Consider the following 20,141-nt stretch of genomic DNA (forward strand, 5'->3'; position numbering starts at 1 on the left):
CGGGGCCGGTGTCGTTGGCGGCCGGGCTGTCCTCGGCCGAACAACCCGACAGCGCCACGGCAACGGTGACGAGCGCGGGGGCCAGATACTTCGGCATCAGTCACCCTGCGCCCAACGTGAAGAAGATCGTGGGATTTCGACGAAATCCCACGATCTTCTTCACGTTCGGACGGTTCACTAGCCCTCGGAGGCGATGTCCTCCAGCACGGCGAACATCGTCCGCGTCGGCACCCCGGTGCCGCCCTTGGGGGTGTATCCCCAGGGCCCGCCGGTGTTGTAGGCCGGCGCGGCGACGTCGATGTGCGCCCACTGGACCCCGTCGGCGACGAACTCGCGCAGGTACGTGCCCGCCACCAGCATGCCGGCGAAGCGCGATCCGCTGACGTTGGCCAGATCGGCCACCGACGACTTGAGGTCGTCCTTGAGCTCCTCGGGAAGTGGCATGGCCCAACCGTTTTCGCCCACTCCTTGCGACAGCGTCGCGACCCGGTCGCGGAACTCGTCGCTGCCCATCACGCCCGGCGTGCGGGCCCCCAGCGCCACGGTCTGGGCGCCGGTCAGGGTGGACGTCTCGATCAGGTAGTCCGGGTCGTCCTCGCAGGCGCGCACGATCGCGTCGGCCAGGATCAGGCGGCCCTCGGCATCGGTGTTGAGCACTTCCACGGTGATGCCGCCGTACTGGGTCAGCACGTCGCCCGGCCGCTGCGCGGTCGACGACGGCATGTTCTCGGCCATGGGCACCGTCGCGATCACGTTGATCGGGAGCTTCTGCTTGGCGGCCAGCACCACGGTCGCGATGACCGCTGCCGCGCCGCCCATGTCGGAGGTCATGTGGTGCATGTTGGCGGCCGGCTTGATCGAGATACCGCCGGTGTCGAACGTGATGCCCTTGCCCACCAGGGCCACGGTTTTCGATTTCTTGCCGCCGCATCGGTGGACGAGCCGCACCAGCCGCGGCGGCCGCGAGGAACCCTGACCCACCCCGACGATGCCGCCGTACCCGGCCTTGGCCAGGGCCTTCTCATCGAGCACCTCGACCTCGAGCCCGGCGGCCTCGCCCAAAGCCCTTGCCCGCTTGGCGAATTCGGCCGGGAACAGATGGCTGGGGGGAGTGTTCACGAAGTCGCGGGCAGTCGCGACCGCAGAGGCGATGTCCACCGCGCGCTGCGCCTGGGCCTTGGTGGCGGCCTTGGTGTCGGCGGCCAGCGCCGTGATCGCGGTCAGCCCGGAATCCTTGGGCGCGGTCTTTTCGCTGCGGAAGTCGTCGAACCGGTAGGAGCCCAGGATCAGGCCCTCGACGGCGGCCTCAAGGTTGATCGCGGACAGCGAGGTGACGACGGCCTCGGTGCCGTTCAGCGACCGTGCCGCGGCGCCGGCCGCACGCCGGATCACGTCTGCGGGCCACTCGTCGCGCGCCTTGCCCAGGCCGACGGCCAGCACACTGGCCACCGGAATCGACGGGGCGACCACGCGGGTGACCTGCTCCGCGCCGCCCTTGGCGCCGAGCGCCTTGAGGGCGGCCTCGATCTCACCGACCGCGTCGGCATCGAGGTATTGGGTCGCGACGACGGAGGCCGTCGACCCCTCGTCCTCTCCGTTGACGACGGGAACGATCAGCACCGCATCGCTCGTGCGCTTGGGCAGTGATGAGCTGACGGTGACGGTGGGGGCCTGGTAACCGGTATTTGCGGGGCTCACAGGCCTCAGCCTAGCCACGCGTACCGCGACTCATGCGGTAGGCGGCGTGCGCTGTAGGTCGTAGGCCAGGACCGGTGCGTGGAAACCCTTGAGCGTCAACGGCTCTTGTTCGACGGCCGGCCAGTCGGGCAGTTCGTCGCGCAACCCGGCGTCAGCCAGGATCTGACCGGGCCGGGCCGCAGCCACCAGGCGCGCGGACAGGTTGACCGGGCTGCCGAAGTAGTCGCCGTTGATCGCCAGCATCGTGCCGAACGCCAGGCCCGCGCGCACCCCCAACCCGGTCTCACGGGCTCGCGGGTGGTCGATCAGGTCGGCCGCGGCCTGGGCCAGCAACTGCGGGGTGGCGCTGACCCACATCACCGCATCGCCGATGAACTTCACCACCCGGCCACCGTCGGTCTGGACCACGTCGGTGACGGTGGCGCTGAACTCGCTCAGCAGCATCGACAACTCGGCCGGCGTCAGCAGTTGGGTCAGCGCGGTGAAACCCGACAGGTCGGCGAAGCCGACACCGCACACCACGGTGGCCGACGGGTCGGGCTGGACACCCTCGAAGTATGTTCGCGCTCCCGACAGATGGTGCCGGTGCACCGCGTCGATCATCGCGCCGATGCGGGGAATGAGCTGGGCGACCGCGCGGTAGGCCCGTGCCGTGGTGAGCTCGTCGTGACTGTGGGTGATCCAGAGATTGGGCTGGCCGGTGCGAACCACCGAAGATTCGGCCTCGGCCAGGCGGGCCATGGCCGCACCGACCACCCGCAGCAGACCCGCTGCCGCGTCCTCGCCCAGTCCGTCCCTCATCGCGGCGCACGTCCCGAGGGCCTCGATGTCGGCCTCGCTCAGCGTCCGGTGGTCGGGATCGCCGACGGTGAGCCCGAGCACCGACCAGAAGTGCGTGACATCCTCCAGTGGCAGACCGAGCGCGTCGGCCGCCGTGCGCAGGCTGTATGTCGGTGGGCCGGACCGCTGCAGCGTGTCCCCGGCCAGCCCGAACAACCGGCCCCGCTTCTCGGCCTCCACCATCTCGTCCGCGGTGAAACCCAGCCCGTCCAGATACTCGATCAGGCCGGCCCGCGCCCGGGCGTCGGCGATCCCGGCAGCCTCCAGGGCATCGAAATCGACCACCAGACAAGTGTGCAGTCGGACGGCCCCTTCGGACCCGCGGTTTAGGGTGATCTCGTGAGTGACGACCTGCTGCACGGACCGTTGGAAGACCGCCATCGCGAACTGGGCGCGAGTTTCGCCGAATTCGGCGGTTGGCTGATGCCGGTGTCGTATGCGGGCACCGTCGCCGAGCACACCGCGACGCGCGAGACCGTCGGCCTGTTCGACGTCAGCCACCTGGGCAAGGCGCTCGTGCGCGGCCCCGGCGCGGCCGCCTACGTCAACGCCGCCCTGACCAACGACCTGAACCGGATCGGTCCCGGCAAGGCCCAGTACACGCTGTGCTGCACCGAGGCAGGCGGGGTCATCGACGACCTGATCGCCTACTACGTCTCCGACGACGAGATCTTCCTGGTGCCCAACGCGGCCAACACCGCGGCCGTGGTCGCCGAACTGCAGAAGCACGCCCCGGCCGGCCTGACCATCACCGACGAGCACCGGTCCTACGCGGTGCTGGCGGTGCAGGGTCCGAAATCGGCTGACGTGCTCGACGCCCTGGGCCTGCCCACCGACATGGACTACATGGGCTACGCCGATGCCGAGTACGACGGCGTATTCGTCCGGGTGTGCCGCACCGGCTACACCGGGGAGCACGGCTATGAGCTCCTGCCGGCCTGGGACCGTGCCGGGGTGGTGTTCGACGCCCTGGTGGCGGCCGTGCGTGCGGCCGGGGGAGAGCCTGCCGGCCTCGGCGCCCGCGACACCCTGCGCACCGAGATGGGCTACCCGCTGCACGGCCACGAACTGTCGCTGGACATCTCGCCGCTGCAGGCGCGCTGCGGCTGGGCCATCGGGTGGAAGAAGGATGCCTTCTGGGGCCGCGACGCACTGCTGGCCGAGAAGGAAGCCGGGCCGTCGCGGGTGCTGCGTGGGCTCAAGGCCGTCGGCCGGGGCGTACTGCGCGCGGATCTCGCGGTGCTCGGTCCGGGGGCGAGCGAAGCGACGGGGGACAAGCCCGGGGACACCCGGATCGGGACCACGACATCGGGAACCTTCTCACCCACCCTGAAAGTCGGTATCGCGCTGGCGCTCATCGACACCGCCCACGACATCGCCGACGGGCAGCGGGTGAACGTCGACGTGCGCGGCCGCGCCGTCGAATGCGAAGTGGTCAAGCCGCCGTTTGTGGCGGCGAAAACTCGCTAGCCTCGGGCGATACAATCGCTGCATGAGTAGCGGCCATCTCGAGTTCACGGTTTCAGCCAACGCGAATCCGGCGACCGATGCGGTACGCGAATCCATCCTGGCCAACCCGGGCTTCGGCAAGTACCACACCGACCACATGGTGGCGATCGACTACACCGAAGGTCAGGGCTGGCACGACGCGCGGGTGATCCCGTACGGGCCCATCGAACTGGACCCGTCGGCCATCGTCCTGCACTACGCGCAGGAAGTCTTCGAAGGACTCAAGGCCTACCGCTGGGCCGACGGCTCGATCGTGTCGTTCCGGCCGGAGGCCAACGCCGCGCGGTTGCGGGCCTCTTCGCGACGGCTGGCGATCCCGGAACTTCCCGACGACGTGTTCATCGAGTCGCTGCGCCAACTCATCGCGGTCGACGAGTCCTGGGTGCCCCCGGCCGGTGGCGAGGAGTCGCTGTACCTGCGGCCGTTCGTCATCGCCACCGAACCGGGCCTCGGGGTGCGCCCGGCCAACGAGTACCGCTACCTGGCCATCGCCTCGCCGGCCGGGGCCTACTTCAAGGGCGGCATCAAGCCCGTCAGCGTGTGGCTGTCGCACGAGTACGTGCGCGCGTCCCCGGGCGGCACCGGTGCGGCCAAGTTCGGCGGCAACTATGCGGCGTCCCTGCTGGCGCAGGCGCAGGCCGCGGACAACGGGTGCGATCAAGTGGTGTGGCTGGACGCCATCGAGCGTCGCTATGTCGAAGAAATGGGCGGGATGAACCTGTTCTTCGTGTTCGGCAGCGGCGGCTCGGCCCGGCTCGTCACGCCTGAGCTGTCGGGCTCACTGCTACCGGGTATCACCCGGAACTCCTTGCTGCAGTTGGCCGTCGACGCCGGCTTCGCGGTGGAGGAACGCAAGATCGACGTCGAGGAATGGCAGAAGAAGGCCGCGGTGGGTGAGATCACCGAGGTGTTCGCCTGCGGCACCGCCGCCGTGATCACTCCGGTCTCCCACGTGAAGTATGCCGAAGGCGAGTTCACCATCGCCGACGGTCAACCCGGCGAGATCACCATGGCCCTGCGCGACACCCTGACCGGCATCCAGCGCGGCACTTTCGCCGACACCCACGGCTGGATGGCCCGGCTGAACTAGCCGATCGCCAGGCCGAGGGCCGTCAATGCCGTCGTCACCTCGACGGCGGCGCCCAGCACGTCGCCGGTGATGCCACCGAACCGGCGCACGCAGTGCGCGACCAGCAGCACCGAACAGCCGACCGCGGCCAGCACGACGACGGGGCCCTGCCACATTCGCGGNACTGGCCTTGCGCATCCACCCGAGATCGTCGATACCGGTGCCGCGGCCCACCACCGCAACAGGTTCGGTTCCCGTCACCGCGGCCACCAGAGTCGTTGCCGCCGTGGTGTTTCCGATACCCATGTCACCGGCGATGAGCAGGTCGGCCCCGGCGTCGACCTCCTCGTCGGCAATCCGGCACCCGGCCGTGATCGCCGCCACCACTTCCGCTTCGCTCAGCGCGTCCTCGATCGCGATGTTGCCCGAACCGCGCCGCACCTTGTGGGCTCCGATGGCAGGGGACAGCGGTGCGTCGCAGTCGACGGCGATGTCGGCCACCCGGACGGTGGCCCCGGCCACCTCGGCCAGCACGTTGACCGCGGCGCCGCCGGAATCGAAGTTGGCCATCATCTGACCGGTCACCGCGGACGGGAACGCCGACACACCGGCGGCGGTGACGCCGTGGTCGGCGGCGAAGACCACCACCCGGGGCCGGTTCAGCGCCTGCGGCGGGCACGCGCCCTGACAAGACGCCGCCCAGACCGAGAGCTCTTCGAGCCGGCCCAGCGAGCCGGGCGGCTTGGTCAGCCGGTTCTGACGGGCGCGGGCCGCGGCGGCGGCCTCGGCATCGGGCTGGGTGACGGGGTCGAACGCGACGGCCGGATCGGATTCGGTCATGTCGGCTCCTTCACCGTGAGCGGTTGGCCGGCCACCACCAGCACCACGCGGTCGCACACCGCGGCCAGACGCTGGTTGACCGTGCCCAGTTCGTCGGCGAACCGGCGGCCTGCCTCGGTGGCGGGCACCACGGTCAGCCCGACCTCGGGGCTCACCAGGGCCAGGGGAGCGGTGAACGCGTCGACCGCACGCACGAGCGCGTCGACCTCGCCGGTCACCGACGCCCCGGTCCAGGCGCCGAGCCGGTCCATGGTGGCGGTCAGCCAGCCACCGATGTCGTCGACCAGCGTCGCGGTGCCGGGCTCGTGTGGGCCTGCCGCCAGGGCCGCCACTAGATCGGCGGTCTCCACGGTGTGCCAGTGCGCCGGACGACGGGCACGGTGCGCGCCGACGCGGTGCGCCCACGCGGGATCGGTGTCGGCCGCCGGGCCGGTGGCCAGGTAGCACACCGGCGCGCCGTCCCCGGCGGCTGATGCGATGGCCGACTCGGCCCACTGCGATTTGCCCGACCGGATACCGCCGAGAACCAGGGTGCGCACTACGTTGCCCGCAACGGCATCAAGAGATCTTGTCGCCGCGGTTGACCACCGGGCGCGGTGCCCGCATGCGACGCAGCTGCGATGCCCGGCTGGCGGCGTAAAGGCCCAGCCGCCAACCGCTTTCGGTATTGCCCGGGAACTTCTCGTCCACCATCTGGTTCACCTTGCGGCCGACGATGAACCCGTCGACCAGCATGATGACCACCAGCGCCAGCATCGCGTAGGACAGCATCTGCTGGACCTTCAGCGACGGCAGCGCCAGCATGAAGAAGATCATCGCCAGCGCGGCCGGCATGAACAGGCCGAGCACGTTGCGACGGGAGTCGACGATGTTGCGGACGTAGCGGCGCACCGGACCCTTGTCGCGGGGCAGCAGGTAGGCCTCTTCGCCGGACATCATCTTCTCGCGGCGGTCGGCCATGTCGGCACGGCGGGCGATCCGCTCGATCTTGCGCTCTTCCTTGGACAGCTTGGGGCCGCGAAGCTCCTTGCGACGCTGCCGCGCCTCGGCGGCGGTCTGCGGGGCGGGCGCGACCGGCCCACGTCGCTTGGTGGCCTCACTGCGCTTGGGTGTCGGCCTGCCCTTGGGGGCCGTCGAGGTGGCGCCGCCGTTCGGTTGCGATTCGGCGGCGGTCGATCCGGCGGACCCGTCGGTGCCCGCGGCCCGGTCGGTCGCGGCGGGTTCGCCTTCGTTGTCCTTCTTACGGCCCAGCAGCTTCACGCCAGCCAGGTTACTGCCCGCCGTAGCTGGCCTGGCCACATGCCCCGGCCTGTGGATAAGTCGGGAATAGCGGCGGAACAAGGTACCGTTGAGGTAGTAGACGCGCGGCACGTGCGTGCGTCTTGATGCCCAGGGATTCTTTAGGGAGAACTATGACTGTTCAGGACGCCACCTCCACCGAAACCCACGGTGTGACCCTGACCGACGCTGCGGCGACGAAGGCGAAGGCGCTGCTGGACCAGGAAGGCCGCGACGACCTCGCGCTGCGCATCGCCGTGCAGCCGGGTGGCTGCGCCGGCCTGCGTTACAACCTGTTCTTCGACGACCGCGCCCTCGACGGCGACCTCACCGCCGAGTTCGGTGGCGTCAAGCTGACCGTGGACCGGATGAGCGCCCCGTACGTGCAGGGCGCCACCATCGACTTCGTCGACTCGATCGAGAAGCAGGGCTTCACGATCGACAACCCGAACGCCACCGGCTCCTGCGCCTGCGGCGACTCCTTCAACTGACGTGAGCCGGCGGCCGGCGGTCAGTACTGACCGCTGGTGCGCAGCACATACGAGCACACCAGAACCTGCTCGTTCTTGCCGTCTCTCTGCACCAGCAGCTGCGCCACGCCCTGCTGCTCCTCATCCATCGGGCGTTGCCCGCGGGCCGATCCGCTGGCAGGCGCCACCTTCATGGTGAACAGCACCTGCGCCTGCGTGGTGGACCACGGCACGTTCTTGTCGATGCCGGTGACCTCGACGTGGCTGAACTGCTTGCGGAACGCGTCGCTGGCCAGCCCGGCCACCGCGAGATCCGCCTTGCGTTCCTTGACGCCGTCGTACAGCCCGCACAGGGTGTGTCGCGCGACGGTTTCGTCGTCCCCCTCGACCAGGGCGTTGAGGTATTCCTGAATCGCGGCCTGCGCCTGGGCATCGGTCACCACCACGGGTGCCGCGGGGCCACGCCGGGCGGCGACCACCACAACGGTCACCACGCCCGCGAGTGCGACCACCGCCAGCAGGGCGGCCAGCACCTTCGGCCAGCGCCGACGCGTCGGATAGGGCACCGGCGGCGGCATGGTGCCGGGGTAGGCGGAGGGCACCTGCTCGGGATACTGCTGGGGCGGAATGTGCTCGGGGTACTGGTAAGAACCAGTCATTAAATGGCGCTCCCCGCGTGATCTGGAGTTCGGTCAGCCGTCTACGGTGACCGGGAATACGGTTATACGCAGGTTAGCGCAACCCGAGAAGTGCGATCGTGAGCGCAGATCAGCGCCCGGCCCGCGCGGGTAGTGTTATGTAGCCGACTTAACGAAATGAGGACACTACGTGACCATCGCAGTTACCGGATCCATCGCGACCGACCATCTGATGCGGTTCCCCGGAAAATTCTCCGAGCAACTGCTGGCCGATCACCTGCAGAAGGTGTCGTTGAGCTTCCTGGTCGATGATCTGGTGATCCACCGCGGCGGCGTGGCGGGCAACATGGCCTTCGCGATCGGCACGCTCGGCGGTGACGTCGCCCTGGTGGGCGCGGCGGGTCAGGATTTCGGCGACTACCGGAACTGGCTGGAGGGCGCCAACGTCGACTGCGGCAACGTGCTGATCTCCGAGAGCGCCTACACCGCGCGCTTCGTCTGCACCACCGACGAGGACATGGCCCAGATCGCGTCGTTCTACCCCGGCGCGATGTCAGAGGCCCGCAACATCGCGCTCGCCGATCTGGTCGAGCGGGTGGGCAAGCCGGAACTGGTGATCATCGGTGCCAACGACCCCGAGGCGATGTTCCTGCACACCGAGGAGTGCCGCAAGCTCGGGCTGGCCTTCGCCGCCGATCCGTCGCAGCAGCTGGCGCGACTGTCCGGTGAGGAGATCCGCAAGCTCATCAACGGGGCGGCCTACCTGTTCACCAACGACTACGAGTGGGACCTGCTGCTGCAGAAGTCGGGCTGGAGCGAGGCCCAGGTGATGAGCCAGATCGACATGCGCGTCACCACCCTGGGCGCCAAGGGCGTCGACCTGGTCAGCTCGGACGGCACCTTCGTGCACGTCGACGTGGTACCCGAGAAGCATCAGGCCGACCCCACCGGCATCGGCGATGCGTTCCGCGCGGGCTTCCTGACCGGGCGCAGCGCGGGCCTGAGCCTGGAGCGCTCTGCCCAGCTGGCCTCACTGGTGGCGGTGCTGGTCCTCGAGGCGACCGGGCCGCAGGAATGGACCTGGGACGCGGCCGAAGCCGTGCAGCGCCTGTCCGACGCCTACGGTGCCGAGGCGGGCGCCGAGATCGCCCAAGCGCTGGCCTGACGCGCCGCAGCCGGCTCTGGGCCCCGAACGGGCTCAGAGCCGCTCAGAGCTGAACCGGGTAGTGCGGTTCCTTGATCTGCGGGGTCACGCTGTGCTCGACGAAGATCGCGTGCCACAGCATGAAGATCAGCACGGTCCACAGCCGGCGGCTGTGGTCACTCACGCCGCTGCGATGTTCGTCGAGCATGGTGCGGACCGCCGCCAGATCGACGTACGCGCCCGCCTGGGACGACGCCGTCATCGCGTAGGCCCAGTCCATCAACTCCCCGGACCGCAGCCAGTGCCGGATCGGCACCGGGAAGCCCAGCTTGGGGCGGTTGAGCACGTGGGCCGGAACGATCGGCTCCAGCGCCCGCCGCAGCGCGTACTTGGTCGTCGACCGGGTGATCTTCTGATCGACCGGCAGCCGGGAAGCCACCGCGAACACCTCGGGGTCCAGGAACGGCACCCGCAGCTCCAGCGAGTTGGCCATGGTCATCTTGTCGGCCTTGACCAGGATGTCGCCGCGCAGCCAGGTGAACAGGTCGATGTGCTGCATCCGCGCCACCGGATCCCAGCCCTGCGAGGCGGCGTACACCGGGGCGGTGACATCGGTGTGCGTCCACCCCGGCCGGAACCCGGGCAGCACCGCACGCAGTTGCTCGTCGGAGAAGCTGCGGGCATTGCCGTAGTAGCGCTCCTCCAGGGTCAGCGAGCCGCGGTGCAGCAGGCTCTTGCCCCGCATGCCCTCCGGCAGTGGCTTGGACGCCTTGCCCAGCGACTTGCGCACCGGCCGCGGCAGGTAGTCGAACGGCTTCAGCGACAACGGTTCCCGGTAGATCGTGTAGCCGCCGAACAGCTCGTCGGCGCCCTCGCCGGACAGCACCACCTTGACGTGTTTGCGGGCCTCGCGGGCGATGAAGAACAGCGGCACGAGCGCCGGATCGGCCACCGGCTCGTCCAGGTACCAGACGATCTCGGGCAAGGCCTCGACGAACTCGGCCGGGCTGACCACCTTGGTGACGTGCCGGGCGCCGATGGCCTCGGCTGAGGCGACGGCCACGTCCACCTCGGAGAAGCCCTCCCGCTCGAAGCCGGTGGTGAAGGTGATCAGGCGCGGGTTGTGCCGCATGGCCAGCGCCGCGATCGCCGTCGAGTCGATGCCGCCGGACAGGAACGCGCCGACCGTGACGTCGGCGCGCATGTGCTTGGCGACGGAATCCTCCAGCGCGGCGGTGATCTCGTCGTACCGGGACTGCTCGGCGCCCTTGACGAACGGCACCGCGTTGAACTTCGGGACGAAATACCGCGTCACCTCCGGCCGGCCGCCCGGCCGGAACCGGGCATAGCTGCCGGACTCCAGCCGGCGGATGCCGCGGTGCAAGGTCTCGGGCTCGGGGACGTACTGCAGCACCGTGTAGTGCTGCACGGCCCGCTCGTCGAGGTCGAGATCGATGCCGAGCCCCAGATCTTCTCGGGCTAGGTCCAGCAGGCATTTCTTCTCACTGCCCACCGCGGTGCCGCCGGGTCCGGTCGCCAGGTACAGCGGCTTGATGCCGAACGGGTCTCGGGCGCAGAACATCTCGCGTTCGACGGTGTCCCACAGGGCGAACGCGAACATGCCACGCAGCCGGTTCAGCGCCTCGGCACCCCAGTAGTGGTAGGCCGCCACGATGGCCTCGCCGTCGCCGTCGGTGTGAAATACCGCACCGAATTCGGACCGCAGCTGCGCCCGCAACTCGACGTAGTTGTAGATCTCACCGTTGAACACCAGCACGTAGCGGTCGGGCGATTCGGCCGGGCCCCAACGCAGCGGCTGGTGGCTGTGCGCGATGTCGATGATCGACAGGCGGTTGAAGCCGAGCACCACTGCGCCCTGGCCCTCGCCGTTCGGATCGGCCCAGGTGCCGGGCTCGTCGGGCCCGCGATGACGCATCAGATGGGACGCCTCGGCCACCGCGTCGACCAGCCGTTGTCCGGCATCGGGGGAGGCCTCACCCTGGGTGGATCGGGCTGGGTCAGTTACCAAGGCGAGCAGTCCACACACCGCGCCAGTATGTCTGATCCGGCGGGTTGCCGAGACCACCACCCGGACCCCTCGCCGAGTCGCTGTGTCCTGCATCGCGACGCCATTCCCGAGTCGCTTCGCTCCCGTGGACCGGCGTGGTCTACGCTGCGTAGTATTCGCAAAACAACTGACCGGTCGCGGTCGCGAAATACCGATCTAGGAGGCGCCAACGTGACACCTCGCGGGCTTAAGAAGGTGGCCCGAGCGGCGTTGTTGACCATTGTCCTGGGTGGCTCAGCCCTCTTGCTGAGCGGCTGCAGCTGGCAGGACGCACTCGCGCTCGGTTGGCCGACCGGGATCACCCCGGAGGGCAAACTCAACCGCGAGCTGTGGATCGGCTCCGTGATCGCCTCCTTCGTGGTGGGTGCCATCGTGTGGGCTCTGATCTTCTGGTCGAGCGCCTTCCACCGGAAGAAGAAGGGCGACACCGAGTTGCCGCGCCAGTTCGGCTACAACATGCCGCTGGAGCTGGTGCTGACGGTGATCCCGTTCCTCATCATCTCGGTGCTGTTCTACTTCACCGTGGTGGTCCAGGAGCGCATGCTGCACAAGGACCCCAACCCTGAGGTCGTCATCGATGTGACTGCCTTCCAGTGGAACTGGAAGTTCGGCTACCAGAAGATCGACTACGCCGACGGCACCTTCGACTACGACGGGGCCGACCCCGAGCGCAAGGCCGCGATGACCTCCAAGCCCGAGGGCAAGGACGCTCACGGTCAGGAGCGCGTCGGCGCGGTGCGTGGCCTCAACCCCGAGGACCGCACCTACCTGAACTTCGACAAGATCGAGACGCTGGGCAGCTCAACGGAGATCCCGGTGCTGGTTCTCCCGGTCGGCAAGCGCGTCGAGTTCCAACTCAACTCCGCGGACGTGATCCACGGCTTCTGGGTGCCGGAGTTCCTGTTCAAGCGCGACGTGATGCCGGAGCCGGTGGCCAACAACTCGGACCACATCTTCCAGGTGAGCAAGATCGAGCAGACCGGCGCGTTCGTCGGGCGCTGCACCGAGATGTGCGGCACCTACCACTCGATGATGAACTTCGAGGTCCGGGTCGTGGAGCCCAACGACTTCAAGGCCTACATCGATCAGCGCAGCGCAGGCAAGACCAATGCCGAGGCACTGGCGGCCATCAACCAGCCGCCGCTGGCGATCACCACCAAGCCGTTCGACACCCGACGCGGTGAGCAGGCACCGCAGGCGAGCAAGTAAGGGCTACCCGCAATGCATATTGAAGCTCGACTGTTCGAGATCCTCACGGCCTTCTTCGCGCTGTCGGCAGTGGTGTACGGCGTGCTGACCGGGATGTTCGCCACCGGCGGCGTCGAGTGGGCCGGAACCACGGCCCTGGCGCTCACCACCGGTCTGACCCTGATCACCGGTACGTTCTTCCGCTTCGTGGCACGGCGTCTCGACACCCGCCCCGAGGACTACGAAGACGCCGAGATCAGCGACGGCGCAGGCGAACTGGGCTTCTACTCGCCCCACAGCTGGTGGCCGATCCTGATCGCGCTGTCCTTCTCGGTCGCCGCGGTGGGCGCTGCGCTCTGGCTGCCGTGGTTGATCTTCGCCGGCGTCTGCTTCGTGTTGATGGCGGTCAGCGGCCTGGTGTTCGAGTACTACTGGGGTCCTGAGAAGCACTGACCCGTCCGACGACGTGCCGATTGTGACCTGGGAAAAGGTCACAATCGGGCCGTCACTTCATCCGCCACCGGCAGCGCCGGAGTCACCGGCGTCACCTTGTTGGGTAATGTTGCCGGGGCACTGTCACCAGCGAACGATTCCGTTCGATCTGCGGGCGATGAAGTTGTCGAGAAGGATAGGCGTAGATGAGCGGGCCGAATCCCCCGGAACCGGGTGCCTCCGGTTCTGATTTACCGGATCAACCCGGGAAGCACTCCGCACCCGAGGAGCCGACCCAGGCTACGGGCGCCGACGCGGACGGCGGCGAGACGGAGTTCTACTCACAGGCGTACTCGGCGCCCGAGTCCGAGCAGTTCACCAGCGGGCCGTACGTGCCTGCCGACGTGGCTCTGTACGACTACGACGACTACGATCCGGCGACCGAACTCGTCGACACCGCACCGCCGCCGCGCTGGCCGTGGGTGGTCGGTGTCACCGCCATCGTCGCCGCCATCGCACTGGTGGCGTCCGTCGCTGTCCTGGTGACCCGCGACGACGACACCAGCAATCTCGCCACCCCGAAGCCGAGCACGACCACGTCGGCGCCCCCGGTGCAGGACGAGATCACCACGACGACACCGCCTCCGCCGCCCCCGCCACCTCCGACCTCGGAGCAGCTGCCACCCCCGCCGCCGCCCGAGACCGTGACGGNTCACCTACGTCGACGGGAACGGGAACCGGCGCACGCTGCGCAACGTCTACATCCCGTGGACCTTCACGATGACCCCGATCTCCAACTCGGATGTGGGGTCGGTCGAGGCCTCCAGCCTGTTCCTGGTGAGCAGACTGAACTGCTCGATCACCGCCAGTGACGGGACCGTGTTGTCCTCCAACGCCAACAATTCGGCACAGACCGCCTGCTGATGACCGGGCCGATCAGCGAACTCGAGAACACCGACCGGGTCTTGCTGGGCGCCTGCGCCGCGGTCTGGCTCGCTGCCCTCGGTGCCGGGGTGGCCGCTGTGGTCGCCCTGGTCGATCTGGGGCGCAGCCATCCCCAGGCCACCGAGGGGGCCGACACCCCGTGGCTGCTCTACACCGTCATCGGCCTGTCCGTCCTGGTGATCGCGGGTGCGGTGCCCCTGCTGATCCGCGCCCGGGCCCAGGCCGGCAACCGCNGGGTTGGCCACCTATCTGATGGCCACCAACAGCGATGTCGCGGCCTGGTGCCTCTACGCCGTGGCCGGTGTGGTCACCGTGGGCATCGTCGCGCTGCCCGTCGTCGCGCTGCGTCAGCTCGACGCTGCATCCTGAATCCGGGCTCTGCCTCCTCCGGGCTGTGCGCTCACGGCGCTCACGTATGTAGCGCTGTGGCGGTTCTGCGGCCCCTTTTCCGCCATGGCGTTACATACGCGGACATCGGGTGCCGAGGCAGGCGCCTGATGTCGCTACGGGCGCAACGGGATTCTGATCGTCGGCTCACGTATGTAGCGCTGTGGCGATTCTGCGGCCCCTTTTCCGCCATGGCGCTACGTACGCGGAGATCGGGTGCTGACGCAGTACCGGTGTCAGTTCCCACACCGGAACCTGCCCATAAAACAATCGCCGCAACCTCTCGATGAGGCTGCGGCGATTGTTTGGGGTAGGGGAGTGGTCAGTGATGACCGTTGGTGTCCCCGTTGCTGTTTCGCTCCTGGTGCTCGCGCAGGGCGGTGAGCGCCTTGCGCTCGGAGGCGTGGGCGGCCTCGGTGAGCGCGTCGTGCTCGACTGCCGGATCGGCGAACAGGAAGCTGCCGGTGCCTGGTGCACCACCGGAACCGAGCTTGTTCATCCGCTTCGGCAGGGCGGCACCCTGGTACTCCAGCGGGATCGGGTGACCGTGCTCGTCGACCGGTCCCAGCGGCTGGTGCAGTTCGACGTAGGCACCGTGCGGCAGGCGCTTGATGATGCCGGTCTCGATGCCGTGCTCCAGGACCGCGCGGTCGCTGCGCTGCAGCGAGATGGCCCACCGGTAGGCGATGTAGTACACGATGCCCGGCAGCACCACCATGCCGATACGGCCGATCCAGGTGGTCGCGTTCAGCGAGATGTGGAACTTGAGCGCGATGATGTCGTTCATCGCGGCCAGGGTCAGCACCATGTAGAACGCGATCGCCATGGAGCCGATCGCGGTCCGCACCGGTACGTCACGCGGACGCTGCAGCAGGTTGTGGTGAGCGTCGTCGCCGGTGACCTTCTTCTCGATGAAGGGGTAGGCGATCAGCAGCGCGAAGACGCCGCCCATGATGAGCGCGACCCAGACCACCGCGGGGATGGTGTGGCCGAACGGGTAGAACTCCCAGGCCGGCCAGATACGCGCGAGGCCTTCGGTCCACATCATGTAGAAGTCCGGCTGGCTACCCGCGGACACTTGAGACGGCTTGTAGGGGCCCAGGTTCCAGATCGGGTTGATCGTCAGCAGGCCGCCCATGAGGCCCAGCACGCCGGTGATCATCGCGAAGAACGCGCCCGACTTCACCGCGAACACCGGCATGACGCGCACGCCGACGACGTTGTGCTCGGTCCGGCCGGGGCCGGGGAACTGGGTGTGCTTCTGGAACCACACCAGCGCCATGTGTGCGCCGATCAGGGCCAGGATGATGCCCGGGATCAGCAGGATGTGCAGGGCGTACAGGCGCGGGATCAGGATCTCGCCGGGGAAGTCCCCGCCGAACAGCGCCCAGTGCAGCCAGGTTCCGATGATCGGCATGCCCAGCGTGATCGAGGACAGCGCGGCGCGCAGGCCGATGCCGGACAGCAGATCGTCGGGCAGCGAGTAGCCGAAGTAACCCTCGAACATCGCCAGGATCAGCAGCAGTGAGCCGATCACCCAGTTGGCCTCACGCGGGCGGCGGAACGCGCCGGTGAAGAAGATGCGCGCCATGTGCACCATGATCGAGGCGGCGAACATCAGGGCCGCCCAGTGGTGGATCTGGCGGACGAACAGACCGCCACGCACCTCGAAGCTGATGTCGAGTGCGGACTCGTAGGCCCGCGACATCTGAACACCCCGAAGCGGTTGGTACACACCGTCATAGGTGACGTGCGCCATCGACGGATCGAAGAACAGCGTCAGCCACACACCGGTGATCAGCAGCACGATGAAGCTGTAGAGAGCGATCTCACCCAGCAGGAAGGACCAGTGGGTGGGGAACACCTTGTTCAGCTGCCGGCGCACCGCGGCCGACGGGTGGTACCGCGAGTCGATCGCATCGCCTTGGGCGGCTGCGATCTTGGCAAGGTCAGGGCTCATGATTTGCGCTCCCAGAATGCCGGTCCGACGGGTTCGATGAAGTCACCATTGGCGACGAGGTAACCGTCCTTGTCGATGGTGATGGGCAGCTGAGCCAACGCGCGGGCGGCCGGGCCGAAGATCGGCTTGGCGAAGTGCAGCGCGTCGAACTGCGACTGGTGGCACGGGCAGAGGATGCGGTAGGTCTGCTGCTCGTACAGCGACGACGGGCAACCCAGGTGCGAGCACACCTTGGTGTAGGCGAACAGCTCACCGAAGTTGAAGCTCTCCTGGCCCTTGCGCTTGACCACCCGGGGCATGTCGGCCGGCTTGAGGCGGATCAGCATGACCGGGTTACGCACACCCATCGCGATCTCGGTGAGGTGATGCTCGGACTCGACGGTGGTGCCGTCGCCGTCGGACTCCCGCCAGGGGAAGACGGTCTCCATGCCACCGGCGTCGATGTCCTCGGGCCGCATCTTGACGAACGGCGACGAGCCGGGACGGCCGGTCGCGCGCGCCAGGTAGATGGTCTCGCCGTGGAACCGGGGGGTCCAGCCGGAGGTCCACAGCTCGGCCTTCTTGCCCTCGGCGGTGGGAACGACGGGCTTCCACGGGTTCTTGATCAGACCACCGATGAACGCCACCAGGGTGCCGGCCCCGAATGCGCCGAGACCGATGCCCAGCGACAGGCCGATCAGCTTGCGGCGCTTGAAGGTCGAGCCTTCGAGAGCGTCGCCGAGGTTGGCCGCGACGGTCTTGCGGGCCAACTCGGGCGAGCGTCCGTCGTGGCGATCCTGGACCGAGATCTCCTCGGGGATGAACTTCTTCTGGAACAGCACCGCGCCGATGCCGATCGCCAGGATCGACAGGCCGAAGGTGAGACCGTACAGCGGGGTGGCCAGCGAGTAGAGGAACTCACCCTCCGAACCGAAGGGCTGGTACTCCCACGGCCAGAAGATGAAGATCAGCAGCAGCGCCAGACCCGAAAGCCCGCCCAGCAGAAGCCAGTACGCGACCAGCCGCTCGGTACGCTTCTCGGCCTTGGTGCCGGGGACCGGCCAGCGCGGCTCCTTGAAGATGGTCTCGACGCCGTCGATCTTGCCGCCGAGTTCGACGAGATCCTCACGCGACATCGAAGCGAGCTCGTCATCGCTCGGAATCCTCGGGCTGTTGTCGGTCATGCTCGTGCCCCGATCCACATTGCCGCGCCGATAGCGGCGACCATTCCGATAATCCACATCGCCATGCCTTCGGGCGCGGGGCCGAAGCCACCGAGGCCGTAGCCGCCGTAGCTGGGCGTCTCAGCCGACTCGCGGACGTAGGCGACGATGTCGCGCTTCTCTTCCGGCGAGAGCTGCCGGTCGGAGAACTTGGGCATGTTCTGCGGCCCGGTCTGCATCGCGGTGTAGATCTGGGCCGGCTTGGTGTCGCTGAGGTCGGGCGCGTACTTGCCGGAGGACAGCGCGCCGCCCTTGCCGGTGAAGTTGTGGCACGAGGCGCAGTTGAGGCGGAACAGGTCGCCACCACGGGCCACGTCGGAGCCGATCAGCGACTCCTGGGCCACGGCGCCGTGCTCGTCGCGGATCACGGTCGGGCCGCCGCCGTTGGCCTGAACGAAGGCGCCGAGGGCGTCGATCTGTGCCTCGTCGAAGTGCTCGGGCTTGGACGGGGCCTGGGCCTCGCCGCGCATCGCGGGCATACGACCGGTCGACACCTGGAAGTACACGGCGGCCTCGCCGGTACCGATCAGGCTGGGCCCGCGATCGGGCACACCCTGCAGGTTGGCGCCGTGGCACGAGACGCACGACGTGTCGAACAGTTGCTTACCCGTGCGCAGCAGCGCCGACTGAGATTCGTCGGCGACCGCGACCTGCGGTGTGGGTGTCAACGTGGCCGCAACACCACCTGCGACTGACAGGCCGATCAACAGCAGGAGACCTGCTGAGAGTCGGCGGCGCAGCCGTCGGCGTGACTTGCTGGTCATCGAACCCCTTCTCATCGAGGCGAACATCGGCGAGTTGATCATCGGACGCATCGGCGAGCCGATCATCGGACGAAGTAGATGGTGGCGAACAGCGCGATCCAGACGATGTCGACGAAGTGCCAGTAGTACGAGACGACGATCGCCGCGGTGGCCTGTGCGGGCGTGAACTTGCTCATCTTGGTGCGGGCCAGCAGCAAGACGAAGGCGACAAGCCCGCCGATGACGTGCAGACCGTGGAAACCGGTCGCCAGGTAGAAGACCGACCCGTAGGCACTGCCCGGGATCGTGGTGCCTTCCTCGACCAGGTGGATGTACTCGTATCCCTGGCCCAGTACGAAGAACAGGCCCATCAGGAACGTGATCACATACCACCGGCGCAGCCCGAACACGTCGCCGCGCTCAGCGGCGAACACGCCCATCTGGCAGGTGAAGGATGACGCGATCAGCACCAGCGTCACCGGAACAGCAAGGGCCAAATTGAGTTCGGTGGGCTCCGGCGGCCAGTTGCCGCCAGCTTGCGCGCGCGCCGTGAAATACATCGCGAAGAGTCCAGCAAAGAACATGAGTTCACTGGAAAGCCACACGATGGTGCCGACACTGACCATGTTCGGTCGGTTCAGCGAATGAACGCGCGACGTGATTGCCGTTCCCGAAGTACCTACAGCGCTCGTCACATCCGCAAGTATGACGCTTTGTAGTTGTCGAACTCCACCCGGGTCGAGCAATTGATCTCAAACGTGTCGCGTTCGGGTCGTCGGGGCGGCGCCCGGGGCTCCGGTGTCAAGGTCGCACAGCGATAGCATTCGGCGGTGGCTTCTGCATCTTCACCTCAGTTCCCGTCGTCCTCCCGGTCCGAGGCGGCGCCGACGTGGCCGCTCATTCTCGGGCGCCTGACCACCGAGCAGAGCCTGCCCAACGGTTACGCGGCCTGGGCCATGGACCAGATCATGACCGGGGTGGCGACGCCGGCCCAGATCGCCGGGTTCGCGGTGGCCATGAAGATGAAGCGGCCGACCTCGTCCGAGGTCGGGGAACTGGCCGACATCATGCTGTCGCACGCCCGCCGGGTGCCGACCGAGCAGATCGGCAACCAGACCGTGGACATCGTCGGCACCGGCGGGGACGGTGCCAACACGGTCAACCTGTCGACCATGGCCGCCATCGTGGTCGCGGCCTGTGGCGTCCCGGTGATCAAGCACGGCAACCGGGCCGCGTCCTCGCTGTCGGGTGGAGCCGACACCCTGGAGGCACTCGGGGTGCGGATCGACCTCGGACCTGACGAGGTGGCCCGCAGCGTGGCCGAGGTGGGCATCGGGTTCGCCTTCGCGCCCCAGTTCCACCCGTCCTACCGGCACGCGTCGGTGGTGCGCCGGGAGATCGGGGTGCCGACGGTCTTCAATCTGCTCGGGCCGCTGACCAATCCCGCGGCGCCGCGGGCCGGACTCATCGGCTGCGCCTTCGACGACCTGGCCGAGGTGATGGCCGGGGTGTACGCCGCGCGCGGGTCCAGTGTGCTGGTGGTGCACGGCGACGACGGTCTCGACGAGCTGACCACCACGACCACCAGCACCATCTGGCGAGTGCAGGCCGGCACCGTGGACCGGCTGAAGTTCGACCCCGCGGCCTTCGGCTTCAAGCGCGCGGACATCAGTGAGCTGGTGGGCGGCGACGCCGCGGCCAACGCCGCCTCGGCGCGCGCGGTGCTGGGC

At 68.0% G+C, this 20,141-nt stretch carries 18 protein-coding genes and 3 pseudogenes; 9 read left to right on the plus strand and 12 right to left on the minus strand.

The features are described from left to right. Positions 1-177: 177 nt before the first annotated feature. The gene (locus BN4332_RS07240) at positions 178-1,698 is read right to left on the minus strand and encodes a leucyl aminopeptidase (RefSeq protein ID WP_066897834.1); all 1,521 of its coding nucleotides are present in this window, start codon (positions 1,696-1,698) and stop codon (positions 178-180) included. A gap of 30 nt (positions 1,699-1,728) precedes the next feature. Next, positions 1,729-2,823, minus strand: coding sequence for an adenylate/guanylate cyclase domain-containing protein (locus tag BN4332_RS07245; RefSeq protein ID WP_235654040.1), 1,095 nt, complete (start codon positions 2,821-2,823; stop codon positions 1,729-1,731). A 54-nt stretch (positions 2,824-2,877) separates the two neighbouring features. On the opposite strand from BN4332_RS07245, the gene gcvT reads away from it, so the two are divergent. Then, positions 2,878-4,008, plus strand: a complete 1,131-nt coding sequence (gene gcvT, locus BN4332_RS07250) for a glycine cleavage system aminomethyltransferase GcvT (protein WP_066897835.1) — start codon at positions 2,878-2,880, stop codon at positions 4,006-4,008. A 22-nt stretch (positions 4,009-4,030) separates the two neighbouring features. Then, on the plus strand, positions 4,031-5,137 hold the full coding sequence (locus tag BN4332_RS07255) for a branched-chain amino acid aminotransferase (protein ID WP_066897836.1): 1,107 nt from the start codon (positions 4,031-4,033) through the stop codon (positions 5,135-5,137). Here the strand turns inward: BN4332_RS07255 and BN4332_RS35730 are convergent. The 4 genes and pseudogenes from BN4332_RS35730 to BN4332_RS07275 all read right to left on the minus strand — a co-directional run bounded on the left by BN4332_RS35730 (position 5,134) and on the right by BN4332_RS07275 (position 7,216). Then, on the minus strand, positions 5,134-5,292 hold the full coding sequence (locus BN4332_RS35730) for an adenosylcobinamide-GDP ribazoletransferase (protein WP_084459206.1): 159 nt from the start codon (positions 5,290-5,292) through the stop codon (positions 5,134-5,136). The genes BN4332_RS07255 and BN4332_RS35730 overlap by 4 nt on opposite strands. A gap of 67 nt (positions 5,293-5,359) precedes the next feature. Continuing rightward, positions 5,360-5,956, minus strand: a pseudogene (locus BN4332_RS07265) (nicotinate-nucleotide--dimethylbenzimidazole phosphoribosyltransferase); the annotation flags it as partial. After that, positions 5,953-6,495 carry a bifunctional adenosylcobinamide kinase/adenosylcobinamide-phosphate guanylyltransferase gene (locus BN4332_RS07270; protein WP_066897838.1) on the minus strand — a complete coding sequence of 181 codons (543 nt, stop codon included), beginning with the start codon at positions 6,493-6,495 and terminating at the stop codon, positions 5,953-5,955. The gene BN4332_RS07270 and the pseudogene BN4332_RS07265, both read right to left, overlap by 4 nt. 19 nt (positions 6,496-6,514) lie before the next feature. Then, the gene (locus tag BN4332_RS07275) at positions 6,515-7,216 is read right to left on the minus strand and encodes a DUF3043 domain-containing protein (protein WP_066897839.1); all 702 of its coding nucleotides are present in this window, start codon (positions 7,214-7,216) and stop codon (positions 6,515-6,517) included. Between the two features lie 152 nt (positions 7,217-7,368). Here BN4332_RS07275 and BN4332_RS07280 point away from each other — a divergent pair, with 152 nt between their 5' ends. Next, on the plus strand, positions 7,369-7,725 hold the full coding sequence (locus tag BN4332_RS07280) for a HesB/IscA family protein (RefSeq protein ID WP_066897840.1): 357 nt from the start codon (positions 7,369-7,371) through the stop codon (positions 7,723-7,725). A gap of 20 nt (positions 7,726-7,745) precedes the next feature. Here the strand turns inward: BN4332_RS07280 and BN4332_RS07285 are convergent, their stop codons facing one another. Then, the gene (locus BN4332_RS07285) at positions 7,746-8,363 is read right to left on the minus strand and encodes an Rv0361 family membrane protein (protein ID WP_066897841.1); all 618 of its coding nucleotides are present in this window, start codon (positions 8,361-8,363) and stop codon (positions 7,746-7,748) included. Positions 8,364-8,532: 169 nt separating this feature from the next. On the opposite strand from BN4332_RS07285, the gene BN4332_RS07290 reads away from it, so the two are divergent. Next, complete coding sequence (locus BN4332_RS07290) at positions 8,533-9,507, plus strand: carbohydrate kinase family protein (RefSeq protein WP_066897842.1); 975 nt, start codon at positions 8,533-8,535, stop codon at positions 9,505-9,507. Between the two features lie 43 nt (positions 9,508-9,550). Here the strand turns inward: BN4332_RS07290 and asnB are convergent, their stop codons facing one another. After that, positions 9,551-11,533, minus strand: coding sequence for an asparagine synthase (glutamine-hydrolyzing) (gene asnB / locus BN4332_RS07295; protein ID WP_066897843.1), 1,983 nt, complete (start codon positions 11,531-11,533; stop codon positions 9,551-9,553). 192 nt (positions 11,534-11,725) lie between these two features. Here asnB and ctaC point away from each other — a divergent pair, with 192 nt between their 5' ends. The 4 genes and pseudogenes from ctaC to BN4332_RS07315 all read left to right on the plus strand — a co-directional run bounded on the left by ctaC (position 11,726) and on the right by BN4332_RS07315 (position 14,488). Further along, a complete protein-coding gene (gene ctaC, locus BN4332_RS07300; protein ID WP_066897844.1) occupies positions 11,726-12,763 on the plus strand; it encodes an aa3-type cytochrome oxidase subunit II in 1,038 nt (345 codons plus the stop codon). A gap of 12 nt (positions 12,764-12,775) precedes the next feature. Beyond that, positions 12,776-13,195 carry a cytochrome c oxidase subunit 4 gene (locus BN4332_RS07305; RefSeq protein ID WP_066897845.1) on the plus strand — a complete coding sequence of 140 codons (420 nt, stop codon included), beginning with the start codon at positions 12,776-12,778 and terminating at the stop codon, positions 13,193-13,195. A 185-nt stretch (positions 13,196-13,380) separates the two neighbouring features. Beyond that, positions 13,381-14,098 (plus strand): annotated as a pseudogene (locus BN4332_RS34190) (hypothetical protein). Next, positions 14,098-14,488 (plus strand): annotated as a pseudogene (locus BN4332_RS07315) (DUF2561 family protein). The pseudogenes BN4332_RS34190 and BN4332_RS07315 overlap by 1 nt, the downstream one beginning before the upstream one ends. A 340-nt stretch (positions 14,489-14,828) precedes the next feature. Here BN4332_RS07315 and qcrB read toward each other — a convergent pair. The 4 genes from qcrB to ctaE all read right to left on the minus strand — a co-directional run bounded on the left by qcrB (position 14,829) and on the right by ctaE (position 19,106). Further along, a complete protein-coding gene (gene qcrB / locus BN4332_RS07320) occupies positions 14,829-16,466 on the minus strand; it encodes a cytochrome bc1 complex cytochrome b subunit (RefSeq protein WP_066897848.1) in 1,638 nt (545 codons plus the stop codon). Further along, positions 16,463-17,629 (minus strand): cytochrome bc1 complex Rieske iron-sulfur subunit, encoded by a 1,167-nt coding sequence (gene qcrA, locus BN4332_RS07325; protein WP_066897849.1) that lies wholly within the window; start codon positions 17,627-17,629, stop codon positions 16,463-16,465. The genes qcrB and qcrA overlap by 4 nt, the downstream gene beginning before the upstream one ends. Further along, positions 17,626-18,432: a cytochrome bc1 complex diheme cytochrome c subunit gene (gene qcrC / locus BN4332_RS07330; protein WP_066897853.1), complete on the minus strand. Its 807-nt coding sequence runs from the start codon at positions 18,430-18,432 to the stop codon at positions 17,626-17,628. Before qcrC ends, qcrA begins: the two co-directional genes overlap by 4 nt. A gap of 62 nt (positions 18,433-18,494) precedes the next feature. Further along, positions 18,495-19,106, minus strand: a complete 612-nt coding sequence (gene ctaE / locus BN4332_RS07335) for an aa3-type cytochrome oxidase subunit III (RefSeq protein ID WP_074133005.1) — start codon at positions 19,104-19,106, stop codon at positions 18,495-18,497. 135 nt (positions 19,107-19,241) lie between these two features. On the opposite strand from ctaE, the gene trpD reads away from it, so the two are divergent. Beyond that, positions 19,242-20,141 (plus strand): anthranilate phosphoribosyltransferase (gene trpD, locus BN4332_RS07340; RefSeq protein ID WP_066897851.1); only part of this gene is annotated, 900 nt, incomplete at its 3' end.

Source organism: Mycolicibacterium houstonense (genome assembly GCF_900078665.2).
Classification (GTDB): Bacteria; Actinomycetota; Actinomycetes; order Mycobacteriales; family Mycobacteriaceae; genus Mycobacterium; species Mycobacterium houstonense.